The sequence below is a fragment of the Microbacterium sp. NPDC055502 genome (assembly GCF_053643635.1).
Window position 1 is genome coordinate 1,759,973 of the sequence record NZ_JBSHKJ010000001.1, and the last position, 20,269, is coordinate 1,780,241.

The window sequence follows — 20,269 nt, forward strand, 5'->3', positions numbered from 1 at the left end:
GGACGGCATGAGGCTGGAGCGGGACGACGTGGCGGCGCTCGCCCGCGGCTACGCGCTTCTCGGCTCCGGCGGCGGTGGCTCGACCACGATGCTCGAGCTCATGCTGGGCGCCGCCGACCACGGGCCGATCGATGTCACGCCGGTGTCGGCGCTCGACCCCGCGACCCCGTGCCTCGGTGTCGCGTTCGTCGGCTCCACCATGCTCCTGAGCGAACGGATGCCGGGCGCAGAGCCGTTCGGCGCACTGCTGCGGGCGGTCGAGCGCTGGCTCGGACACCCCGTGCCGGCGGTCTGCTCGCTCGAGGGCGGGGGGATGAACGGGCTGGCGCCCCTCACCCTCGCGAAGACGCACACCGTGGTCGACGCCGACTGCACGGGTCGCGCGGTGCCCGGTCTCGACCAGATGTCGCTGTTCGTCGACCGCGTGCCCGGGCTCGTGTTCGCGTGCGAGACCGGCGCGGACGGAGTCGCCCTGGTCGAGGCGACCAGGGCGATCGACGCGGAGCGGGTGGTGCGGTCGGCCATCATCCAGGCCGGGGGAGTGGGCTGCGCGGTGCTCGCCGGCTTCACGGTGGGCGACCTGCGGGAGCACGCGATCGAGGGGCACCTGGCTCGGGCGCTCGACCTGGGGCGGGCGTTCCTCGCGCACGCCCGGCTCGCGCCGCCGCTGCTGGCGGAGGCCCTGGGGGGCGAGCTGCTCGCCGAGGGCCGGATCCTGTCGGTCGCGCCGTCCGTGACCGACCCGCACGTCAGCGCCATCGAGGTCGCGGGCATCGGCGGTACCGTGCACCGGGTGGTCGCGCGGTCGGAGACGCTCGCGGTGCTCAGCGACGGGCTGCTGGTCGCCGCGGCCCCCGAGGTGATCGTGGTGCTGGACGCCGTGTCCCGCGAGATCCTCGAGGTCACCGACCTCAGCCTGGCGCGGCACGTCGTCGTGCTCGCCCTGCCCGCGCCCGACTGGTGGAGCGAGCGCCCCGAGCGCCGCGCCCGCATCGTGCCGTCGGCCTACGGTCTCGACGGGCTGGACGCGGCATGAGCGCCGCGCTTCCCCTCACCGCACTGCTCGCGCAGGGCGAGAACGGCGCTGTGCGCCTCGTCGCCGGGCCCGCCGACGCCGAGTGGGACGCGGTGTCGGTGGAGGCGGAGGAGGTGGACCTCCCGGCGCAGAGCCGCGGCGGCCTCGCGATCCTCACGGCCGCCGCGCCGCGCGCGACCTGGCAGCAGGATGCGATGCTGCGCCGGGTGCGCGACCGCGGCTTCACCGGACTCGCGCTGCCCGGCGCGGCCGACGTCGACCGCGGCGCCGTCCGGCTCGCGGCCAGGCTCGGGCTCACCCTGCTCGACGTCGAGCGGCCGGTGCAGCTCGCCCGGGCCTGCTGGATGCTGATCGAGGCGCGTGACGCCCTCACGCTCACCCGCGTGCGCAAGGTCGCGCAGTCGTTCGAGTACGCGGCGGACGACCTCGGCGACCTGCTCGGGCACCTCGCGGCGAACCTCGGCCTCGGCGTCGCGCTCATCGACGGCGCGGGGGTTCTGCGCGAAGCCGGGGGACACCTGGCCGATGCACTCCGCCACCGGATCCGCTTCGACGCGTGGACCGATGCCGCCCGGGCCGACGGCGACGCTGCGGCCTCGGTGCGCGTGGACAGTCCCGGCCGTTCCGGACTGCGGCTCGTGCTGTTCGGTCGCGGTCTCGGCGAGGCACAGCTGCAGTCGCTCATCGTCGCCGCCGAGGTGGCGATGCCCGCCGTCGCCGCGCGGATCCTGATCGACGAGATCGCCGCGGTCAACGACGTCGCCGCATCGTCGGGGCTGCTGCGCGACTTCGTGGAGCTGCGCGGCACGGCCGACACCGACGTGGAGCGGCGGATGGCGGAGCGTGGGTGGCGCACCGGCGGGCATCACCTCGGTTTCCGCACGGTCGCGCGCGGCCGGCTCGACCCGCTCGCGCTGCTGCGCTCGATCAGCCCGGCCCTCAGCGCGATCGACGCCGAGGCGCACGCCACCACCGCGGGGCGCGGCGTCAGCGGCTGGCTGTCGTTCGCCGAGGCTCCGGGGCCTGACCGGGTGGAGCGCGCGGTCGGGGCGCTGCGCGACGTGCACCTCGGCGCGCTGCGCGACTTCGCGGTGGCGACCGGTGTCGGCTCGCTGCAGAGCGGCCCGGAGGGGCTGGCCGCCACGCTCGACGAGGCGGGCGACGCGGCACGCATCGCGGCCGACCGCTCCGCCACGGGCTGGTTCGTGCGGGTGGACAGTCTCGGTCTGGAGCAGCTGCTGCTCGCCTGGACCGGGAACGACACGTTCGTGCCGGCGGCGCAGTCGCTCCTGGCGCCGCTCGCGGACGGGGGCGGCGAGCTGCTCACGACGCTGTCGGCCTACCTGGACCACGAGTCGGGGATCGCCGCGACCGCGGCCGCCCTCGGCCTGCACCGCAACACCGTCATGGTGCGCATCCGCCGGGTGCAGGAGCTGCTCGGGATCGACATGAGCGATCCGGAGGCCCGGCTCGCGCTGCACCTGGCGTGCCGGGCCGTGCTGCCGCGCTGACCCCGCCGCTGCCTACTCCGGGTCGCCGTGCAGCATCCAGGCGATGCCGAACCGGTCGACGAGCATGCCGAACGTCCCGCCCCACGGCGGCACATCCAGCGGCATCGTGATGGTCGCGCCCTCGGAGAGCGCCTCCCACACGCGCTGCGTGACCTCCTGGGTGTTGCCGCTCAGCGACACGGAGATGCCCTGCGGCTTCTCGTAGGTCATGCCGTCGGGGGTGTCCGAGGCCATCAGCACGAGCCCGTCCGGGGTGGTGAGCTGCGCGTGCATCACGAGGTCCTGCTGCTCCGGGCTCTGCACCATGCCGGGGAACTCGCCGAAGACGCTGATGTCGAGCTCACCGCCGAGGACGCTCCGGTAGAACTCCATCGCCTCCCGGGCCTCGGTGCGGAACGACAGGTACGGGTTGAGGTTGGGCATGACTGCTCCTGGTCGTGTTCGGACTGCTGAGGATCCCCGCCGCGCCTCAGTCTCCGCTCCGTCGCGCGCCGCCGCAAGAGCAGGGGCACGACCGCGCCGACACCCCGTCCCGGAGGTGCGGTGCCGGAGGGAGGGTCAGGGGTGCGCGGTCTCCCCGAGCCACTCCGCGAACGTCTGCCGGCCGAGGTCGGCGTCGGGTCCCGGAAGCGCCTTGCCCTCCCGCATCCCCGTCATCTGCGGGCCGGGCACGCTCAGCGCCGGAACCCAGCCGCGGTAGCCCTGGTGTCGCGCGAATGCCCGGATCATGTCGGCCAGCTGTTCCTCTCGCGGCCCGGCGAAGTCCGCCACGCGACCCCGCGGCTCCCCGACGGCGAGAGCTGCGAGACGCTCGCCGACCTCGCGGGCGGCCACCGGCTGCGTGCGGGCCCGGGGTGCCACGTGGAGCGGGCCGAGCGTCGCGCGGGCGAACATCTGCGCGGCGAACTCGTGGAACTGGGTGGCGCGCTGGATCGTCCACGGCACGGGCGACGCCTCCACGATCTTCTCTTGCGCGACCTTGCCCGCGTAGTAGTCGTAGGGGATGCGGTCGATGCCGACGATCGAGAGGAGCACCGCGTGTCGCACGCCCGCGTCGGCGGCGGACGACAACAGGTTGCCTGTCGCCGCGGTGAAGAACTCGATCGCCGCGCTCGCCTTCAGCGTCTCGATGCTCGCGACGTCGATCACCGCGTCCGCTCCGCGCAGCGCCTCGGACAGCCCTCTCCCGCTCACCAGATCGACGCCGGTCGAGCGGCTGAGCACCACCGCGTCATGCCCCGCCTCCCGGACCGCGTCCACGGTGTGCCTGCCCACGACGCCGGTGCCACCGGCGACAGCGATTCTCATGCGTGCGTTCTCCTTCGTCTCGGGAATGGTCCTGCCTCTCCGACGATGCAGCCCGCCCGAATGTGAGGCGATCGGCGACATCCGCCGTGCCCGCGTGCGTCGCGCAGGGCCAGGATAGGAGACGATGGACGACCTCGAAGCCCCTGAATCCGAGCGGCGACCGCTGCTGGCCCTCGCGTACCGCCTGCTCGGCACGGTCGCCGACGCGGAGGACGCCGTGCAGGAGACCTACGCGCGCTGGTATCGGATGTCGCCCGCGGAGCGTGCGGCGATCGTCAACCCGGCCGCGTGGCTGACGAGGGTCGCCGGGCGCGTCTGTCTCGACGTGCTCGGATCGGCGCGCGCCCGCCGCGAGACCTACGTCGGTCCGTGGCTGCCCGAGCCGGTGCCGCACGGTTCCCCGTTCGCCGGGCCACCGCACCCCGACCCGCTCGACCGCGTCACCCTGGACGAGTCCGTCGGCCTGGCCCTGCTCGTGGTGCTGGAGTCGCTCACGCCCGCCGAGCGTGTGGCCTTCGTGCTGCACGACGTGTTCGGCGTGCCGTTCGCCGAGATCGCCGAGACGGTCGGACGCACCCCCGCCGCGGTCCGGCAGCTCGCCTCGCAGGGGCGCCGACGCGTGCGGGCTGGGCGATCCGGAGTCGCCGACCGGGGTCAGCACGACGCGGTGGTGCGGGCGTTCCTCGGCGCGGCGGCCACGGGTGAGTTCGACCGGCTCGTGAGGCTGCTCGACCCCGACGTGGTGCTCCGCTCCGACGCCGGAGGCAAGAAGACCGCGGCGCTGCGACCCGTGGTGGGCGCCGACCACGTGGCCCGGTTCGTGCTCGGCATCGCGCGCCGCAACCCCGAGGCCGAGGTCGCCCTCGTGCCTGCGCCGGACGGGCTCGCACTGCTCGCGACGCTCGATGGGGATGCGGACGCGGTGTTCTCGTTCGTCGTGCGCGGCGACCGGATCGCCGAGGTCTTCGCGGTGCGCAACCCCGACAAGCTCACGCAGTGGCGGGATCCTCGCGGTCGCTAGCATGACGAGGGTGACGACCCCCACCGTGCGTCCCGGTATCGCCGAGCGCCTCGCCCGCATGATCCGCCTCCCCACCGTCTCCGCGGAGCTGGATGAACGCGGCCTCGCGCCGTTCGAGGAGTTCGCGGCGCTGCTCGCCGAGCTGTACCCGCGCACGCACGCGGCGCTGACGCTCGAGCGGCACACCGACCTCGGGCTGCTGTTCCACTGGGCGGGCACGGGAGCGGTGACGGGCGGACCCGTCGTGCTGATGGCGCACTACGACGTGGTCCCGGTCGACGAGAGCGACGCCTGGACCCACCCGCCGTTCGCGGGGGTGATCGCCGACGGCTCGGTGCACGGGCGCGGAGCGCTCGACGACAAGGGGCCGCTGATCGTGGTGCTCGAGGCCGTCGAGAACCTGCTGACCGACGGCTTCCAGCCTCCGCGCGACGTGTACCTGTCGTTCGGCGGGAACGAGGAGACCTACGGGCGGGCGGCCGAGGAGATCGCGCGGGTGCTGCGCGACCGCGGCATCGTGCCGTGGCTCGTGATCGACGAGGGCGGGGCGGTCGTCGACGCGCCCCTGCCCTTCGTCCCCGGGCGTGCCGCGATGATCGGTGTCGGCGAGAAGGGCGTGATGACGCTGCGGCTCTCGGCGCGCGGCGACGGCGGGCACGCCTCGGCCCCACCCGCGCTCACGGCCGTGCGCCGCATGGCCCGCGCGGTCGACCGCCTCGGCCCCGACACCTTCCGGCCGCGCGCCTCGACCGCGGTGCTGCGCATGCTCGGCGTGCTCGCGACGCAGACACCCGGACCCGCGCGACACCTCCTGCGACTGCTCGCCGCGACGCCACCGCTCACCGCGCGGCTCTTCGCGGCGCTGGGCGGCGAGCCCGCGGCGCTAGTGCGCACGACGGTCGCGCCCACCATGCAGTCGGGCGGCACCGCCGCGAACGTGCTGCCCTCGCAGGCGTCGGCCACGGTGAACCTGCGCATCGCGCTCGGCGAGACCACGCAGCAGACCGTGTACCGCGTGCGTCGACGGGTGCGCGATCCGCTCGTCTCCGTGGAGGTGGTGGAGGCCAGTGAGCCGTCGCCGGAGTCGTCGACCGAGAACGCGCAGTTCGCCCTGCTCGCCGCGGCGCTCGAGGTCTCGCACCCCGGCGTCCCCGCCGTGCCGTACGTGATGATGGCGGCGACCGACTCCCGGCACTTCCACCGTTTCGCCCCTGCCGTGTACCGCTTCGCGCCGCTGGACATGTCGAATGCGCAGCGCGCATCGATCCACGGCGTCGACGAGAGCGTGGAGATCGCGGCGCTGGAGCGGGGGGAGCGGTTCCATCGCGCCCTCCTCGAACGACTAGGGTGATCTCACCCCCTCCGGGATCCACCCCGGCACCCGACCTCTCGAAGCAGGAGACGCGATGACGCGCACCCGCACCCTGGGCACCCTCGCCGTGGTCGTCGGCTTCCTCGCGTTCGTCGAGTTCACCAGCGGCGTGCTCCAGGGGTACTACACGCCGATGCTCAGCGACATCGCCCGCCACCTGGGCATCCACGACGCCGACGTGAACTGGCTGGAGGGGTCGCAGCTGATGCTGTCGGCACTCGTGGTGCCCGCGTTCGCGAAGCTCGGCGACATGCTCGGCCACAAGCGCATGCTGCTGATCTCGACCGCCGTGACCGCGGCCGCCGCGCTCGTGCTGCCGTTCACCGACTCGTTCGCGGTGTTCCTGCTCGCCTGGTCGCTCATGGGCTTTTACGTCGTGTGGCTGCCGCTGGAGATCGCCCTGATCTGGTCGCGGTCACGGCGCATGGAGGGACGCTCGTCGATCACGGCGAAGGCGGCGGGCCTCCTGGTCGCCGCCCTGGAGGGTGGGGCGATCATCGGCGCCCTCGTCGGCGGTGCGCTGATCGACGCGCTCCCGCTGACGATCGTGCTGCTCGTGCCCGCCGTGCTGATCGTGGTGTGCTTCTTCGTGATCCTGTTCGGCGTGCGGGAGTCGCCCGAGCCGACCGGCGGCGTGTTCGACACGGTCGGCCTGGTGCTGATCTCCCTCGCGCTGCTGTGCTTCACGGGCGGGCTCAGCCTGCTGCGCCTCGAGGGCGGCCTCGGCAACCCGTGGTCGTGGGCGGTCGTGGCGCTGGGGCTTCTGCTGGTCGTGCCGTTCGTGCGGTGGGAGCTGCGCTGCGACGACCCGCTGATCGACGTGCGCATGTTCCGGTCGCCGGCGCTCGGCCCCGTGTTCCTCACGGCGGGACTGTTCGGGGTGAGCGTGCTGGGCGCGCAGGCGCCGCTGTCGACCTTCGCGCGCACCGACCCCGAGGTGTACGGCTACGGGCTGGGGACGACCGGCTTCGCGACGTCGCTGATCATCGGGGTGTACCTGGTCGCGATGATCGCGGGCGCGCTGCTGTTCCCGGTCGTGGCGCGCTGGGCGTCGCCGCGGATCACGCTCCTCGGGGCATCGGTGCTGGTGGGCATCGGGTTCCTGCTGTTCCTGCCGTTCCACGACGCCTATGGGCAGGTGATCGCGAACATGGTCGTGGTGGGGCTCGGCTCCGGAGCGCTGGTGGCGGCGCTGCCGGCCGCGGCGGCGTCGGCGGCTCCGGCGACGCAGACGGGCGTCGCGACCGGGCTCACCAACTCCGTGAAGACCGTGGGCGGCGCGATCGCCTCGTGCGTCTTCGGCATCGCACTCCTGCACGGCGTCGCGAGTGGTGCGGGCGCGGTCGCCGACGGGACGGCGGGGTCGCTCGCGGGCTATGTCACGGTGTGGGTCGTCTGCGGGGCGACCGCGCTCGCCGCTGCGGTGCTCCTGCTGTTCGTGCCGAAGCAGGCCTTCACGGATCGCGCGGTCGAGGCCGAGGCGGCACCGGTCGCCTGACGGCCGGGCGAGCAGCGCGGTCGGACGGATCGGCCGCGTCAGGCGTCGCGGTCGAGGCCGAACGTGCGCTTCACCAGGGCCTGCACGTCGCGGTCGAGACCGTCGATCCGGGTGTGCACGGCATCGAAGCGCGCGTCGACGGCGTCGAACCGGGCGTCGACCGTCGCGAAGCGGGCGTCGACCGCATCGAAGCGGCCGTTCATCTCGTTGCGGAGCCCGCCGACCTCGCTGCGGAGCACGCGGACGAACATCGTCGACATCACGGTCAGGGTGCCGCACATCAGAGCGGTGAACGCGCCGATCATCGTCCAGATCTGTGCCGCATCCATCGATTCCATCTCCTCATCGTCGCATCGGATGATCCACCCTGCCAGCATCCTGGTGCCGGGCCCGACCACGTCTCCGAGAACCGCGGGACGGGGTGCTCGGCGCGTATCGGTGCAGCGAGAGTGGTCCTGCGACGTCGCGGTCAGGCGTCCTTCGGCGGGTTGTACATGAACTCGACGCGGATGCCGTCGGCGTCCTCCACGAAGGAGGCGTAGTAGCGCTCCGAGTAGCGGGGGTACTCCTTGGGCTCCCGCACCGCGCTCCACCCGGCGTCGAGCGCGAGCGCGTGGAATCGGTCGACCTCCGCGCGCGACGGCATCGCGAAGGCGAGGTGCTGCCACCCGATGCGTCCGTGCCGGTGCGGCTCCGAGTCCTCGTCCCACGTGTAGAGGATGATCTCGGTCTCGTCGCCGTTGTGCCACGAGATGGAGTGGTCGTCCTCCCCGCCGGACTCGTAGCCGAGCGCGGTCAGGACGGGATGGAACTGCGCCCGCCCCCGCTCGAGGTCGCCGACGGTGATGCCCAGGTGATCGAGGAGTGCCATCGGCCCAGTCTGTCAGCGATCGCGGACGGTGTCAGTGGGGAGCGTGATACTCGGCTTCGCCCCGCTTCCAGTACCCCTTCACGACGGCCTTCGCGGTGTCGACGCCCCACCGGTCGAGCAGCGCGCGACCCGGCTTGACGATCGACTGCTCCGCCGCGATGAACACGAACGGATCGGTGCCGACGAGGTCGTCTCCCGACAGCGACTCCAGGAACGCGATCAGCGCCGAGCCGGCCGGGTCGTCCCCGCGGTGCAGCCACTGCACCGGTACCGGGGCGGCGAGGTCGAGCTCGCCGCTCTCGGCCACGGTCTCGATCACGATGCGGGCCGGGGCGTCGTCGGGGATCAGCGCGGCGAAACGGCGGATCGCGGGGATCGCGGTCTCGTCGCCGACGAGCAGCCAGGAGCCGGGGGTGCCGGTGACGACGGCGGCGCCGCGCGGACCGCCCACGCCGATCTCGGCGCCGAGGGGCGCGGTGGCGGCCCACGGTGCGGCGACGCCCTGGTCGCCGTGCACCGCGAACTCGACGTCGAGCCAGTCCTCGCCCCACGCGAGCGGCGTGTACTCGCGGCTGGGCGCGGCGCGCAGTTCCTCCACCGACTCCACGGGGCCGTCCGGGAAGAACAGGCGCATGTGGTCGTCGGCGCCGGGGGAGTCGAATCCGGCGAGGTCCGGCCCGGTGAGGCGCACGCGCACGAAGTCCGGGGCGAGCCACTCGCGCGCGGTCAGGGTGACGGTGCGGAAGCGCAGCTCGAGGCCGCGACGCTCGATCGTGAAGCCGGATTTCGTATCGCTCATAAAGTAAGGCTAACCTAAAAAGCACGACGGATGGTTCCCTGCGATCCGCTCCGTCCGACCGGCGCCCTCGAGTGCGCGACCACCCCGCAGAACAGGAGTCTCTCCATGTCCGTGCCCAGAACCCTCACCGCCACCAGCGTCGCCCTGGTCGGCCTGCTCGCGCTCTCCGGCTGCGCCACCGGCGCCGAAGCCGAACCCGAGGAGACCGCCGCCGCCTCCGGCACCGTGACCGTCGAGGACAACACGGGCGAACACGAGATCGCCACCCCGCCCGCCTCGGTCGTCGCCCTCGACAACCGCACCTTCCAGACCCTGTCCGACTGGGGCATCGAGCTCTCCGCCGGCGCCGTCTCCCTCATGCCCGAGACCGTGTCGTACGCGAAGGACGACGGCATCGTCGACATCGGCCTGCACACCGAGCCCGACCTGGAGGCGATCGTCGCGGCCGACCCCGACCTCATCATCAGCGGTCAGCGCTTCACGCAGCACAATGCCGCGATCGCCGAGCTCGTCCCCGACGCCACGATCATCGACCTCGAACCGCGCGACGGCGAGGCGTTCGACGCCGAACTCAAGCGACAGACCACCGTCCTCGGCGAGATCTTCGGCAAGCAGGACGAGGCGCAGAAGCTGGTCGACGAGTTCGACGCCGCGGTCGAGCGGGCCAAGGCCGCCTACGACGAGGCCGACACCGTCATGGCCGTCAACACCTCGGGCGGCCAGATCGGCTACCTCGCTCCGACCGTCGGCCGCTCGCTCGGCCCGATCTACGACATCCTCGGCCTCACGCCGGCCCTCGAGGTCGACGACGCGAGCGACGACCACCAGGGCGACGAGATCTCGGTCGAGGCGATCGCGGCCTCGAACCCCGACTGGATCCTCGTGCTCGATCGCGACGCGGTGTTCGCGGCGGAGACGCCCGACTACGTGCAGGCCGCCGAGATCCTGGAGAGTTCCGAGGCCCTCGCCGGCGTCACCGCGGTGAAGGACGAGCAGATCGTCTACATGCCCACCGACACGTACCTGAACGAGAGCATCCAGACGTACACCGCGTTCCTGAACGACCTCGCCGACGCGCTCGAGAAGAGCGCCGACAAGTAAGGGCCGGGTGGCGGCGCCCGCGATCAGGGCGCCGCCACCGGCATCCCCCATGACCTCTCCTCTCCTCGCCCCCACGCCGCGATCGTCCGCGCGGCTGTTCGACCCGAAGCTGCTCCTCGGGGTGCTCGTCGTCGCGGTTCTCCTGGCGCTCTCGCTCGTCACCGGCGTCTACGACATCGCCGGTGCTGACGACGGCGCGCAGATGTTCCAGATCACCCGCGTGCCCCGCACGATCGCCCTCGTGCTGGCCGGGGCCGCGATGGCGATGGCGGGCCTGGTGATGCAGCTGCTCACCCAGAACCGCTTCGTCGAGCCGACCACGACCGGCACGACCGAATGGGCGGGCCTCGGCCTGCTCGCCGTGATGCTGCTGGTGCCGCAGCCGTCCCTGCCGCTGCGCATGGCCGGGGCCGTGCTGGCCGCCTTCGTCGGCACGATGGTGTTCTTCGCCTTCCTGCGGCGGGTGGCGCTCAAGTCCTCGCTCATCGTCCCCATCGTCGGCATCATGCTGGGGGCGGTCGTCGGCGCGATCACCACCTACCTCGCGCTCGTCACGAACTCGCTGCAGATCATCGGCGTGTGGTTCGCCGGCAGCTTCACGTCGGTCATGCGCGGCCAGTACGAGATGCTGTGGATCGTCGCGCTCATCGGGGTGATCGTGTTCCTCGTCGCCGATCGGCTGACCATCGCCGGACTGGGGGAGGAGATCGCGACGAACGTCGGGGTGAACTACAACCGGATGATCCTGCTCGGCACCGTGCTGATCGCGGTCACGACCGGCGTCGTGACGGTCGTCGTCGGCAACCTGCCCTTCCTCGGGCTGATCGTGCCCAACATCGTGTCGATGGTGCGCGGCGACGACCTGCGCAGCAACCTGCCCTGGGTCTGCCTGCTGGGCATCGCGATCGTCACCGTGTGCGACATCATCGGCCGCACGATCATCATGCCCTTCGAGGTGCCCGTGTCGCTGATCCTCGGGGTCGTCGGGGCGGTCGTGTTCGTGCTCCTCCTGCTGAGGCAGCGTCGTCGTGGCTGAGCGGACGGCGACGGAGTCCCGGCCGGACGCGACGACCCGGTCGGCCGGTTCCTTCACGACGCCGCGCGCGCGTCGCCGCTACGTCGTGGTGCTGGTCGTGCTCGCCGTGATCGCCGCCGGATCCGCGTTCGGGCTCCTGGCGTGGGACAACCCGATGCCCGTCGACACGCCGGGGTTCTGGCGCATCGCCCAGCACCGCGCGACCGCCGTGGTCGTGATGGCCGTCGTCGCCGTGGCCCAGGCCGTGGCGACCGTGAGCTTCCAGACCGTCACGAACAACCGCATCATCACGCCGTCGATCATGGGGTTCGAGTCGCTCTACCGCGTGGTGCAGACCACCATCGTGTACCTGTTCGGCGTCGCGGGGCTGGTCGCCGTCCAGGGGGCGGGACAGTTCGCCCTCCAGGTCGTGATCATGGTGGGCCTCGCCGTGGTCCTCTACGGGTGGTTGCTCTCGGGGCGCTACGGCAATCTCCAGATCATGCTGCTCGTGGGCATCGTGATCGGCGGAGGGCTGGGCGCGATCGCCACGTTCATGCAGCGGTTGCTGACGCCGAGCGAGTTCGACGTGCTCGCGGCCCGCCTGTTCGGCAACGTGTCGAACGCCGACCCGGCGTACCTCCCCCTCGCGATCCCGCTGGTCGCCGGAGCCTCGCTGCTGCTGTGGTCGCGGTCGCGTCTGCTCAACGTGCTCGCGCTCGGTCCCGACGCGGCCCGTTCCCTCGGGATCGATCACCGACGCGAGCAGTTCCTCGTGCTGACGCTGGTCGCGGTGCTCATGGCGACCTCGACCGCCCTGGTCGGTCCGATGACGTTCCTCGGGTTCCTCGTCGCGACGCTCGCCTACCAGTTCGCCGACTCGCACGACCATCGGCTGATCTTCCCGGTCGCGGTGCTCACCGCGTTCTCGATCCTCGCCGGGGCGTACTTCGTGATGAAGAACGTGTTCTACGCGCAGGGCATGGTGTCGATCCTGATCGAGATCGTCGGCGGCACCGTGTTCCTCCTCGTCATCCTCCGAAAGGGCAGACTGTGATCGCACTCGACGGCGTGCGCCGTGACTACAGCAGCGAGGTCGCGATCGGACCCGTCGACCTCCGCATCCCCGCGGGCGGCATCACCGCCCTCATCGGACCCAACGGCGCGGGCAAGTCCACGCTGCTGACGATGATCGGCCGGCTCAACGGCATGGACGCCGGCGCCATCGAGATCGCCGGACTGGATGTGGCGTCCACGAAGTCGAAGGACCTGGCGAAGGTGGTGTCGATCCTGCGGCAGGAGAACCACTTCGTCACGCGCCTCACCGTCCGCCAGCTCGTCGGGTTCGGGCGCTTCCCGCACTCCCAGGGGCGCCTGAACCGGCACGACGAGGAGGTCATCAGCCAGGCGATCGACTTCCTCGACCTCGGCGCGCTGGAGGGGCGCTACCTCGACGAGCTCTCCGGAGGGCAGCGACAGCGGGCCTACGTGGCGATGGTGCTCGCGCAGGACACGGAGGTCGTGCTGCTCGATGAACCCCTCAACAACCTCGACATGCGGCACGCGGTGCAGATGATGAAGCACCTGCGGCGGGCGGCCGAGGAGCTGGGGCGCACGATCGTCATCGTGCTGCACGACATCAACTTCGCCGGTCACTACGCCGACCACATCTGCGCCATGAAGGACGGGCGGGTGGTGGAGTTCGGCCCGCCCGCGCAGATCATGACCGACGACGTGCTGACCCGCGTGTTCGACACCGAGGTGTGGGTGGTCGAGGGACCCTCCGGTCCCCTCGCGGTGTACTACTAGAGCTCGATGCCGTGGTCTTCGTCGTTCACGCCGGCGTTGTGGCCGCGGCGCGACTCGTAGCCCAGGAACCACCCGAGCCAGACGATCGCGGCGAGCAGCACCCCGAGCCACACGTTCTGGAAGATGAGACCGACGACCACGCCGACGATCAGCAGGCCGAGGGTGACGGTGATCCGGAGCGCGGCGCGGGACATGGCCTCAGCATACGTCCCGGCGCCCCGTGGGCGTGCGGCCGTATCGCGGCTCAGCGGCGACGGTGGTCCTCGGGGGCGAGCCGGGGTCCGCGTCGCGGTTCGACCAGGCCGCTCGCGAAGATGAGCCGGATCACGCGCTGGCGGTGGCCGGACCACGGCTCCAGCAGCTCGATCATCCCCGCGTCGTCCGTGCGATGACCCGCGAGGGCGTGGCCGACCTCGTGCGCGAGATGGTAGTCGCCCACGCTGACCGCATCCGGGTCGCCCAGCGCGCGGATCCTCGTCTCGGCCGCGGTCCACACGCCCACGCCGGGCAGGCTCGTGAGCACGCGGTCGCGGTCCGCTCCTGTCTCCGCCGCCTGCACGGCCCGCGCGATGCGGTCGCCGCGTTCGGCGGCGCGCACGATCGTCCTGGACTGCGGGGGTTCGACGCCCGCGCGGTGCCACGCCCACGACGGGATGCGCCGCCACTGCTCGGCGGTCGGCGCGACGGCCATGGGGCGCGGGGTGGGGCCGGGTGCGCGGTCGCCGTAGCGCGAGACCAGGTAGCGCCACGCGCCGAACGCCTGCATCGAGGTGACCTTCTGCTCCAGGATCGCGCAGGCGAGCGCGTCGAACACCTCGTCGGTGCGGGCGAGCCGGATGCCGGGGTTGCGCCGGGCGGCTTCGGCGACGAGGGGGTGGTGCGACGGGTCGAACCCGGTGGGGTCGTCGGTCGCGCCGCAGAGCGCGGGGACGAGGGACAGGGCGTGGTCGGCGCCCGGACCCCATGCGGTCGCCGTCACGGCGTTCCCCGCCATGCGCAGCGCGAGCGTGGACGGGCCCTGCGGAGTGCGCACCGCGCGCCAGATGACGTGACCGTCGAACACGGTGGTCGGGTCGGTGCCACCGCGGCGCAGCATCCCCACCGTGCGACGGAGGTCGAGGGGATGCGGCGGACGGTAGGTGGTCTCCCGCCGCAGGTCCGCCGGCACGGCCGCAGGGGGCGCTGACGGAGCGGTGAGGGTCATGCGCCCACCCTACGCGGCGCTCCTGACATCGGCTCCCGGCGTGCGCCGCGGCCCGCGGGGGCCGTGCTCGGCACGATGGCCGAGCCGCGCGGGCGTGCTCTCAGAAGCGGTCGGGCGAGGGGGTGCCGTGGCCATAGCGGATGACGACGTCGGCGTGGCGATCGAACCGGTAGCCGATGCCGCGGACCGTCCGGACGATGTCCTCGTAGCGGCCGAGCTTGGCCCGCAGCCGGCGCACGTGCACGTCGATCGTGCGCTCGCCGGGGGCCTCGTCGTCCTGCGCCTGCCACAGGGCGGAGACCAGCTCGCTGCGCTCGATCGTGCGGCCCTCGCGGAGCACGAGGTACTGCAGCAGCTCGAACTCCTTGTACGTGAAGGCGGCGGACTCGCCGTCGATCAGGACGCGCTTGCGGGAGATGTCGACGGTGACCCCGGTCTCCTCCGGCACCGCCTCCTCTTCGGCTGCGGCCTTGGTCCTGGCGATCGCGCCGGGCTCCTGCAGGGCGAGCCGGACGACGTCCAGGTCGCGGCCACCCGAGCCGTGCGGGGCGAGGGCGACGGTCGCGTGCGTCTCGGCGCCGGGCGCGAGCTCGGCGAGGGTGCGGCGGAGGGCGTCGACGAGGAGCGGTAGGCTGACGCCGGCTTCCGCTGCCTTGATCTCGTCGAGGCCGACGTAGAGGGCGAAGCCGCGCGGAGAGCGGACGGCGGGGAGGTCGGCACCGGCGGTGGCGGCGGAGTCGCTGCCGGGGTGGACGGTGCGGACGGGGGCGGTGGTGGCGGGACGCTCGAGAAGGGCGGAGTTCGACATGATGATGGAGTCCTCAAGACGTGAGCCCGAAGCGACGGGGGCTCGGATGCATTGCATGAATGACCGGCGGAGCCGGGAAGCGAGCAAGGGTGGATGCTCGAGACGCTGCTCCCGCAGATGGCGAGGAGTCAGGTCAGGCGGGGTGGCTGTTCGTTCAGCGACACATTCGGCAACACATGCCAACGCGACCGGGCATCATCATCCCGGCAGTCCCGTTCGCCTCCTGGGCGGACAAAGGGCGTGCGTTGGTGGTCATGGGGGGATTATGTCCGATCGTGACGACGCATGTCAAAACGCCCGGGCGTGGCGGAGGGGCGTAACGTGGCACGGATGACGATCTCGCACACCGTCGGCGGCTTCATCCTGACCGACGAGAAGGACGCATCGCGGTATACGCTCACGCGCGACGGGAAGCTGGTCAGCGTGCTGGACTATCGCGACGACGGCCACACGATCGCCCTGACCCGCGCCTTCACCGTGCCGACTTTCCGCGGCCATGGCTACGCGGGAATCGTGGTCGACGGGGCGGTCGCCGACATCGAGGAGCGGGGCGACCGCACGGTCGACGCGGTCTGCTGGTACGTGGCGGAGTGGTTCGCCGCGCACCCCGAGCGAGCCGGAGTCCTCCGCCGCCGCTGAGGCGCGAGTATGACGCCGTGTTACGTGCACGGTCGTGCTTCCTCCGGCCGGCTCGGCTGCCCGCGGCGGGCCTCAGACCGAATGTCGGAGGTCGTTCGTACGGTGTGAGTATGCGGATCCTGCACACCTCGGACTGGCACATCGGCCGGACCTTCCACGGCAACTCCACGCTGGAGGCGCTCGCCGAGGTGCTCGCCGCGCTGACCGTCCAGGTCGAGCAGGAGGGGGTCGACGTCGTGGTCGTCGCGGGCGACGTCTTCGATTCGGCGACGCCGTCCGCCGCGGCGTACACGCTCCTCGGCGACGCGCTGGTGGCGCTGCACGCCACGGGCGCGCGGGTCATCGTGACCAGCGGCAACCACGACTCGGCGGCGCGACTCGGCTTCCAGTCGCGGCTGCTCCGCGACGGCATCCATGTGCTGACCGATCCGCTCGCGATCGGGCGGCCCGTCACGATCGCCGACGACCACGGCCCCGTGCACTTCTTCGGCATCCCGTACCTCGAGCCCGCCATCGTGCGGCAACACTGGCCGGAGGGTGACGCCGACGGGCGGCAGCTGCGCACGCAGGCACAGACCATGGCCCATGCGATGCATCTCGTCCGCGCGGGGATGCAGGAGCACGACGGGCGCTCCGTCGCGATCGCCCACTGCTTCGCCGCGGGTGTCGAGCCCACCGAGGGCCTGGAGCGCGAGGTGCGCCAGGGCGGCCTCGACGTCGTCCCGCTGAGCGTGTTCGACGGCCCCGACTATGTGGCGCTCGGCCACATCCACGGGCGGCAGCAGGTGAGCGAGCGCGTGCGGTACGCCGGAGCGCCCCTGCACTACAGCTTCGGCGAGCAGCACAAGCCCCGAGGGTCCTGGCTCGTGGACCTCGACGCCGACGGGCTCGCCCGGGTCGAGTGGCGGGAGCTGCCGGTGCCGCGGCGTCTCGTCACGCTCACCGGCAGCTTCGCGGAGATCCTGTCCACGGAGAACATCACCGCCCATGCCGACGACTGGGTGTGCGCGGTGTACACCGATGCCGTGCCGCAGTCCGAGCCCATGCGACGACTGCGCGAGGCGTACCCGCACTGCGCCATGGTGCAGCACCAGCCGATCGCCACGGGTGAGACGGCGGAGCACTCGTACGCACAGCGCCTGCGCTCCGCGGTCACCGACGCCGACCGGATCGGGGCCTTCCTCGAGCACGTGCGCGCCGGGCAGGGCGTGACGGAGGTCGAGCGCGAGCTGATCCGCGAGGTGCTCGACGACCGCGTCCGAGCGGAGGCTCTCGTCTAGATGCGTCTGCACCGCCTGGAGGTCGAGGGATTCGGACCCTTCCGCGCACGCCAGATCGTCGACTTCGACGCGTTCGCCGACGACGGCATCTTCCTGATCGCCGGTCGCACGGGCGCCGGGAAGTCGAGCATCCTCGACGCCGTGTGCTTCGGCTTGTACGGCGGGGTACCCCGGTACGAGGGTGGCGAGAAGCGGTTGCGCAGCGACCACTGCGAGCCGGACGACCCGTCGGAAGTGGTGGTCGAGTTCAGCACGCCGTCCGGCCGCTACCGCGTGACCCGGTCGCCGGAGTACCTCCGCCCCGCGCGCCGCGGTGGGGGCATGACGAAGCAGGCCGCAGCCGTCTCGCTCGAGGAGTCGACCGCGTCGGGGTGGGTCGGCCGAGCGGCGCGCGCCGTCGATGTGGCGCAGGAGCTCGATGAGATCCTCCAGCTGAGCAGGGAGCAGTTCCTGCAGGTGATCCTGCTCGCGCAGAACCGGTTCTCGGAGTTCCTGCTGGCCGGAAGCCGGGACCGGCAGTCGCTGCTGCGGCGGCTGTTCGGCACCGAGCGCTTCGAAGATGTGCAGGCGCGCTTCGACGAGCGGCGCCGACAGGCCGAGCAGGCGCTGGGTTCGCGGCTGGCGACGGTCGTCGCGCGACTCGAGGAGGCCGAGCGCCTGGTGACGGACGCGGGCCTGGGCGGGGAGAACGGCGGCGGTGAGGACATCGGCGGCGAAACGACGGAGACCGCGACGACGCCCACTGTGCAGGATCGGCTCGACGCGCTCGGGCGCGCACTCGCTCGCGCCGAGTACCGCTCCGAGCGTCGGGCCTCGGAGCGTGCCGACGCCGAGCGGCGGTCGGCGGAGGCGGACGCGGCGCTGGCGGCGCGGCGGGAGGATCGCCGTGCCCAGGTCGAGCGCGACAGGGCACGCGCGGCCCTCGCCCGCCTCGACGCCGAGGAGCCCCGGATCGCGGAGGCCAGGGTCGAGCTCGGGAACGCGCGTGCCGCTGAGGCGCTGCGACCGACCATCGCGGCCGCGGCTCGCGCGCGCGAGGCCCTGGCGGAGGCTGTTGCAGGCGAATCGCGCGCCGCGGAGGAGTGGACGGCGTACGGCATCGAGGTGGACGACCTGGAGGCGTGGGTCACCGAGCGCCTGCGCGAGATCGGCGGGTGGGAACGCGCGGTCGTGCTGGAGCGGCACGCGACCGAGCGCGACGCCGAGCAGCGGGCCGCGGAGGCCGATGCGGCCTCGGCGCAGGCGCGGGTCGAGACGGCCGAGACCGAGCGCGACGCCCTTCCGGTCCAGCTCGCCGAGGTGGAGGCGGAGCGTGCCGCCGCCAGAGACCTCGCCGCGGGTCGACCGGGGCGGGAGGCCGCACTGCTCGCCGCGAAGGACCGGTGGGATGCCGCCAGGACGGCCGAGCGTCTCGCCGCGGCATGCGACGCAGCGGAGGCCGAGCTCGCACGGGTGACCTCGGAGCACGCGACGGCGCAGTCCCGGCTCGCGCAGCTGCGCCAGCGCCGCATGGACGGGATGGCGGGGGAGCTCGCCACGGCCCTGGTGGAGGGTGAGGCCTGCGCCGTCTGCGGCTCGACGGAGCATCCCGCGCCGGCCACCCACACCGACCCCGTCTCGGTCGACGACATCGCCCTGGCCGAGTCCGCCCGCGACGCGGCGGCGGCGGGGGAGCGCGCCGCCGGCGACACGTGCGCCGGGCTCCGTGCCGAGCTCGCGGCCGCGACGGCGAAGGCCGACGGACGCGATCCTGAGCGCGCCGAGCGCGAGTACCGGACCGCCGAGGACGAGCACACCGCCGCGGTCGAGGCGGAGCAGCGAGCGGCAGAGCTCGAGGCCGTGCGCGCCGACCTTCTTGCTCGGAAGGAGCGTCAGGACTCCGAGGTCGCGACGGCCGCAGCGGCGCTGGCCCAGGCGCGCGAGCACCTGGCGCTGCTGGTGCAACGGAACGGCGACGCGGACGAGCAGATCGCGCAGGCCCGTGGCGACGCGGCATCGGTCGCCGAGCGGATCGCCGAGACCACCGCCCGCACCGAGGTCGCCCGGCGGCTGGCGGGCGCGCGCGCGGAGCGCTCTCGTCGAGAGAGGGCGGTCGTCGAGGCCGACCGGGAGCGCGATGCCGCGCTGCTCGCCTCGGTGTTCGCCGAGGTCACGGATGCGGAGGAGGCTCTCCGCTCGTCGGCGGAGCAGGAGGCGCTCGACGCCCGCATCACCCAGCACACGGTGCAGCGGGAGAAAGAACGGGAGATCCTGTTCGACCTCGAGCTGAAGACGCTGCCCGAGGAGCCGATCGACACCGCGGCCGCAGAACGCGTGTCGAGCGAGGCCCGGGCGCTCTGGTCGGCCGCCGTCGACGCCGCGACCGTCGCCGCTGGAGACGCCGCCCGGTTGTCCGGACTCCTCGCCGCGGCCGGGGACGAGCACGCGCGCACGGCCGAGGACGCGGCGGAGTTCGAGGTGCTGAAGAACCTCGCCGACACGATCGCCGGGCGCGGCGCGAACACCCGCAAGATGACGCTCGAGACCTTCGTGCTCGCCGCGGAGCTGGAGGAGATCGTCGAGGCGGCCAACCGTCGCCTGCACGACATGTCGGAGGGGCGTTACCAGCTGCGCCACTCCGACGCACTGGCGGCGCGAGGGGCCGCGTCGGGCCTCGGGATCGTGGTGGCCGACGCCTTCACCGGCCAGACCCGACCTCCGCAGTCGCTGTCCGGCGGCGAGACGTTCCTCACGTCGCTCGCCCTCGCGCTCGGACTCGCCGAGGTCGTCACAGCGCGCGCCGGAGGGATCCGCCTCGACACGCTGTTCATCGACGAGGGCTTCGGCTCGCTCGACGGCGACACGCTCGACATCGCCATGCGCACACTCGACGAACTGCGCCAGGGCGGTCGCACGGTGGGGGTGATCAGTCACGTGGAGGCCATGCAGGAGCAGATCCCCGCACAGCTCACCGTGCGGGCGCTGGCGAACGGTCCGAGCGTGATCGAGGCGCGCTGA

The 20,269-nt window shown here is 72.4% G+C and carries 20 protein-coding genes; 12 read left to right on the forward strand and 8 right to left on the reverse strand.

Going from position 1 to position 20,269, the window contains the following annotated elements; all coding sequences use genetic code 11:
• Window positions 1-7 precede the first annotated feature (7 nt).
• Window positions 8-1,036 carry an S-methyl thiohydantoin desulfurase domain-containing protein gene (locus ACWH95_RS08595; protein WP_136031746.1) on the forward strand — a complete coding sequence of 343 codons (1,029 nt, stop codon included), beginning with the start codon at window positions 8-10 and terminating at the stop codon, window positions 1,034-1,036.
• Complete coding sequence (locus ACWH95_RS08600; protein ID WP_454120535.1) at window positions 1,033-2,547, forward strand: PucR family transcriptional regulator; 1,515 nt, start codon at window positions 1,033-1,035, stop codon at window positions 2,545-2,547. Before ACWH95_RS08595 ends, ACWH95_RS08600 begins: the two co-directional genes overlap by 4 nt.
• Before the next feature lie 12 nt (window positions 2,548-2,559).
• On the opposite strand, the gene ACWH95_RS08605 is transcribed toward ACWH95_RS08600, so the two are convergent.
• Together ACWH95_RS08605 and ACWH95_RS08610 are read right to left on the reverse strand one after the other, a co-directional pair.
• Entirely contained in the window at window positions 2,560-2,970 is a 411-nt protein-coding gene (locus ACWH95_RS08605; RefSeq protein WP_206251759.1) for a VOC family protein, read from the reverse strand.
• 135 nt (window positions 2,971-3,105) lie between these two features.
• On the reverse strand, window positions 3,106-3,855 hold the full coding sequence (locus ACWH95_RS08610) for an SDR family oxidoreductase (protein ID WP_454120536.1): 750 nt from the start codon (window positions 3,853-3,855) through the stop codon (window positions 3,106-3,108).
• A gap of 124 nt (window positions 3,856-3,979) precedes the next feature.
• Here ACWH95_RS08610 and sigJ point away from each other — a divergent pair, with 124 nt between their 5' ends.
• Genes sigJ through ACWH95_RS08625 form a run of 3 tightly spaced genes read left to right on the forward strand, consistent with a single transcriptional unit; the run spans window position 3,980 to window position 7,746 of the window.
• Complete coding sequence (gene sigJ, locus ACWH95_RS08615) at window positions 3,980-4,876, forward strand: RNA polymerase sigma factor SigJ (RefSeq protein ID WP_454120537.1); 897 nt, start codon at window positions 3,980-3,982, stop codon at window positions 4,874-4,876.
• Window position 4,877: 1 nt separating this feature from the next.
• On the forward strand, window positions 4,878-6,227 hold the full coding sequence (locus ACWH95_RS08620) for a M20/M25/M40 family metallo-hydrolase (protein ID WP_454120538.1): 1,350 nt from the start codon (window positions 4,878-4,880) through the stop codon (window positions 6,225-6,227).
• Window positions 6,228-6,282: 55 nt separating this feature from the next.
• The gene (locus ACWH95_RS08625; RefSeq protein WP_454120539.1) at window positions 6,283-7,746 is read left to right on the forward strand and encodes an MFS transporter; all 1,464 of its coding nucleotides are present in this window, start codon (window positions 6,283-6,285) and stop codon (window positions 7,744-7,746) included.
• Between the two features lie 38 nt (window positions 7,747-7,784).
• Here ACWH95_RS08625 and ACWH95_RS08630 read toward each other — a convergent pair whose 3' ends face one another.
• The 3 genes from ACWH95_RS08630 to ACWH95_RS08640 all read right to left on the reverse strand — a co-directional run bounded on the left by ACWH95_RS08630 (window position 7,785) and on the right by ACWH95_RS08640 (window position 9,416).
• Complete coding sequence (locus ACWH95_RS08630; RefSeq protein ID WP_206251755.1) at window positions 7,785-8,075, reverse strand: hypothetical protein; 291 nt, start codon at window positions 8,073-8,075, stop codon at window positions 7,785-7,787.
• 140 nt (window positions 8,076-8,215) lie between these two features.
• Window positions 8,216-8,617, reverse strand: coding sequence for a VOC family protein (locus ACWH95_RS08635; RefSeq protein WP_136030594.1), 402 nt, complete (start codon window positions 8,615-8,617; stop codon window positions 8,216-8,218).
• 31 nt (window positions 8,618-8,648) lie between these two features.
• Window positions 8,649-9,416, reverse strand: a complete 768-nt coding sequence (locus ACWH95_RS08640; protein WP_206251754.1) for a siderophore-interacting protein — start codon at window positions 9,414-9,416, stop codon at window positions 8,649-8,651.
• A gap of 105 nt (window positions 9,417-9,521) precedes the next feature.
• On the opposite strand from ACWH95_RS08640, the gene ACWH95_RS08645 reads away from it, so the two are divergent.
• From ACWH95_RS08645 to ACWH95_RS08660, 4 genes are read left to right on the forward strand one after another with little or no spacing between them, the layout of a single operon-like run.
• Entirely contained in the window at window positions 9,522-10,517 is a 996-nt protein-coding gene (locus ACWH95_RS08645; protein ID WP_454120540.1) for a siderophore ABC transporter substrate-binding protein, read from the forward strand.
• A gap of 49 nt (window positions 10,518-10,566) precedes the next feature.
• Window positions 10,567-11,553 (forward strand): iron chelate uptake ABC transporter family permease subunit, encoded by a 987-nt coding sequence (locus ACWH95_RS08650; protein WP_136036048.1) that lies wholly within the window; start codon window positions 10,567-10,569, stop codon window positions 11,551-11,553.
• Complete coding sequence (locus ACWH95_RS08655; protein ID WP_454120541.1) at window positions 11,546-12,589, forward strand: iron chelate uptake ABC transporter family permease subunit; 1,044 nt, start codon at window positions 11,546-11,548, stop codon at window positions 12,587-12,589. The genes ACWH95_RS08650 and ACWH95_RS08655 overlap by 8 nt, the downstream gene beginning before the upstream one ends.
• Window positions 12,586-13,341 carry an iron ABC transporter ATP-binding protein gene (locus tag ACWH95_RS08660; RefSeq protein ID WP_454120542.1) on the forward strand — a complete coding sequence of 252 codons (756 nt, stop codon included), beginning with the start codon at window positions 12,586-12,588 and terminating at the stop codon, window positions 13,339-13,341. The genes ACWH95_RS08655 and ACWH95_RS08660 overlap by 4 nt, the downstream gene beginning before the upstream one ends.
• Here the strand turns inward: ACWH95_RS08660 and ACWH95_RS08665 are convergent.
• From ACWH95_RS08665 to ACWH95_RS08675, 3 genes are all read right to left on the reverse strand, one after another.
• Window positions 13,338-13,535 (reverse strand): hypothetical protein, encoded by a 198-nt coding sequence (locus tag ACWH95_RS08665; protein WP_136030607.1) that lies wholly within the window; start codon window positions 13,533-13,535, stop codon window positions 13,338-13,340. The two genes, ACWH95_RS08660 and ACWH95_RS08665, sit on opposite strands and share 4 nt — an antisense overlap.
• A 50-nt stretch (window positions 13,536-13,585) precedes the next feature.
• Complete coding sequence (locus ACWH95_RS08670; protein WP_378822484.1) at window positions 13,586-14,545, reverse strand: DNA-3-methyladenine glycosylase family protein; 960 nt, start codon at window positions 14,543-14,545, stop codon at window positions 13,586-13,588.
• A gap of 100 nt (window positions 14,546-14,645) precedes the next feature.
• On the reverse strand, window positions 14,646-15,353 hold the full coding sequence (locus ACWH95_RS08675; protein WP_378822486.1) for a winged helix-turn-helix domain-containing protein: 708 nt from the start codon (window positions 15,351-15,353) through the stop codon (window positions 14,646-14,648).
• Window positions 15,354-15,683: 330 nt separating this feature from the next.
• Between ACWH95_RS08675 and ACWH95_RS08680 the strand changes: the two genes are divergently transcribed.
• The 3 genes from ACWH95_RS08680 (at window position 15,684) to ACWH95_RS08690 (ending at window position 20,269) form a co-directional block, all read left to right on the forward strand.
• Window positions 15,684-15,992, forward strand: a complete 309-nt coding sequence (locus tag ACWH95_RS08680) for a GNAT family N-acetyltransferase (protein ID WP_136030613.1) — start codon at window positions 15,684-15,686, stop codon at window positions 15,990-15,992.
• A gap of 110 nt (window positions 15,993-16,102) precedes the next feature.
• Window positions 16,103-17,272: an exonuclease SbcCD subunit D gene (locus tag ACWH95_RS08685; protein ID WP_378803396.1), complete on the forward strand. Its 1,170-nt coding sequence runs from the start codon at window positions 16,103-16,105 to the stop codon at window positions 17,270-17,272.
• Window positions 17,273-20,269, forward strand: coding sequence for an AAA family ATPase (locus tag ACWH95_RS08690; RefSeq protein WP_378822487.1), 2,997 nt, complete (start codon window positions 17,273-17,275; stop codon window positions 20,267-20,269).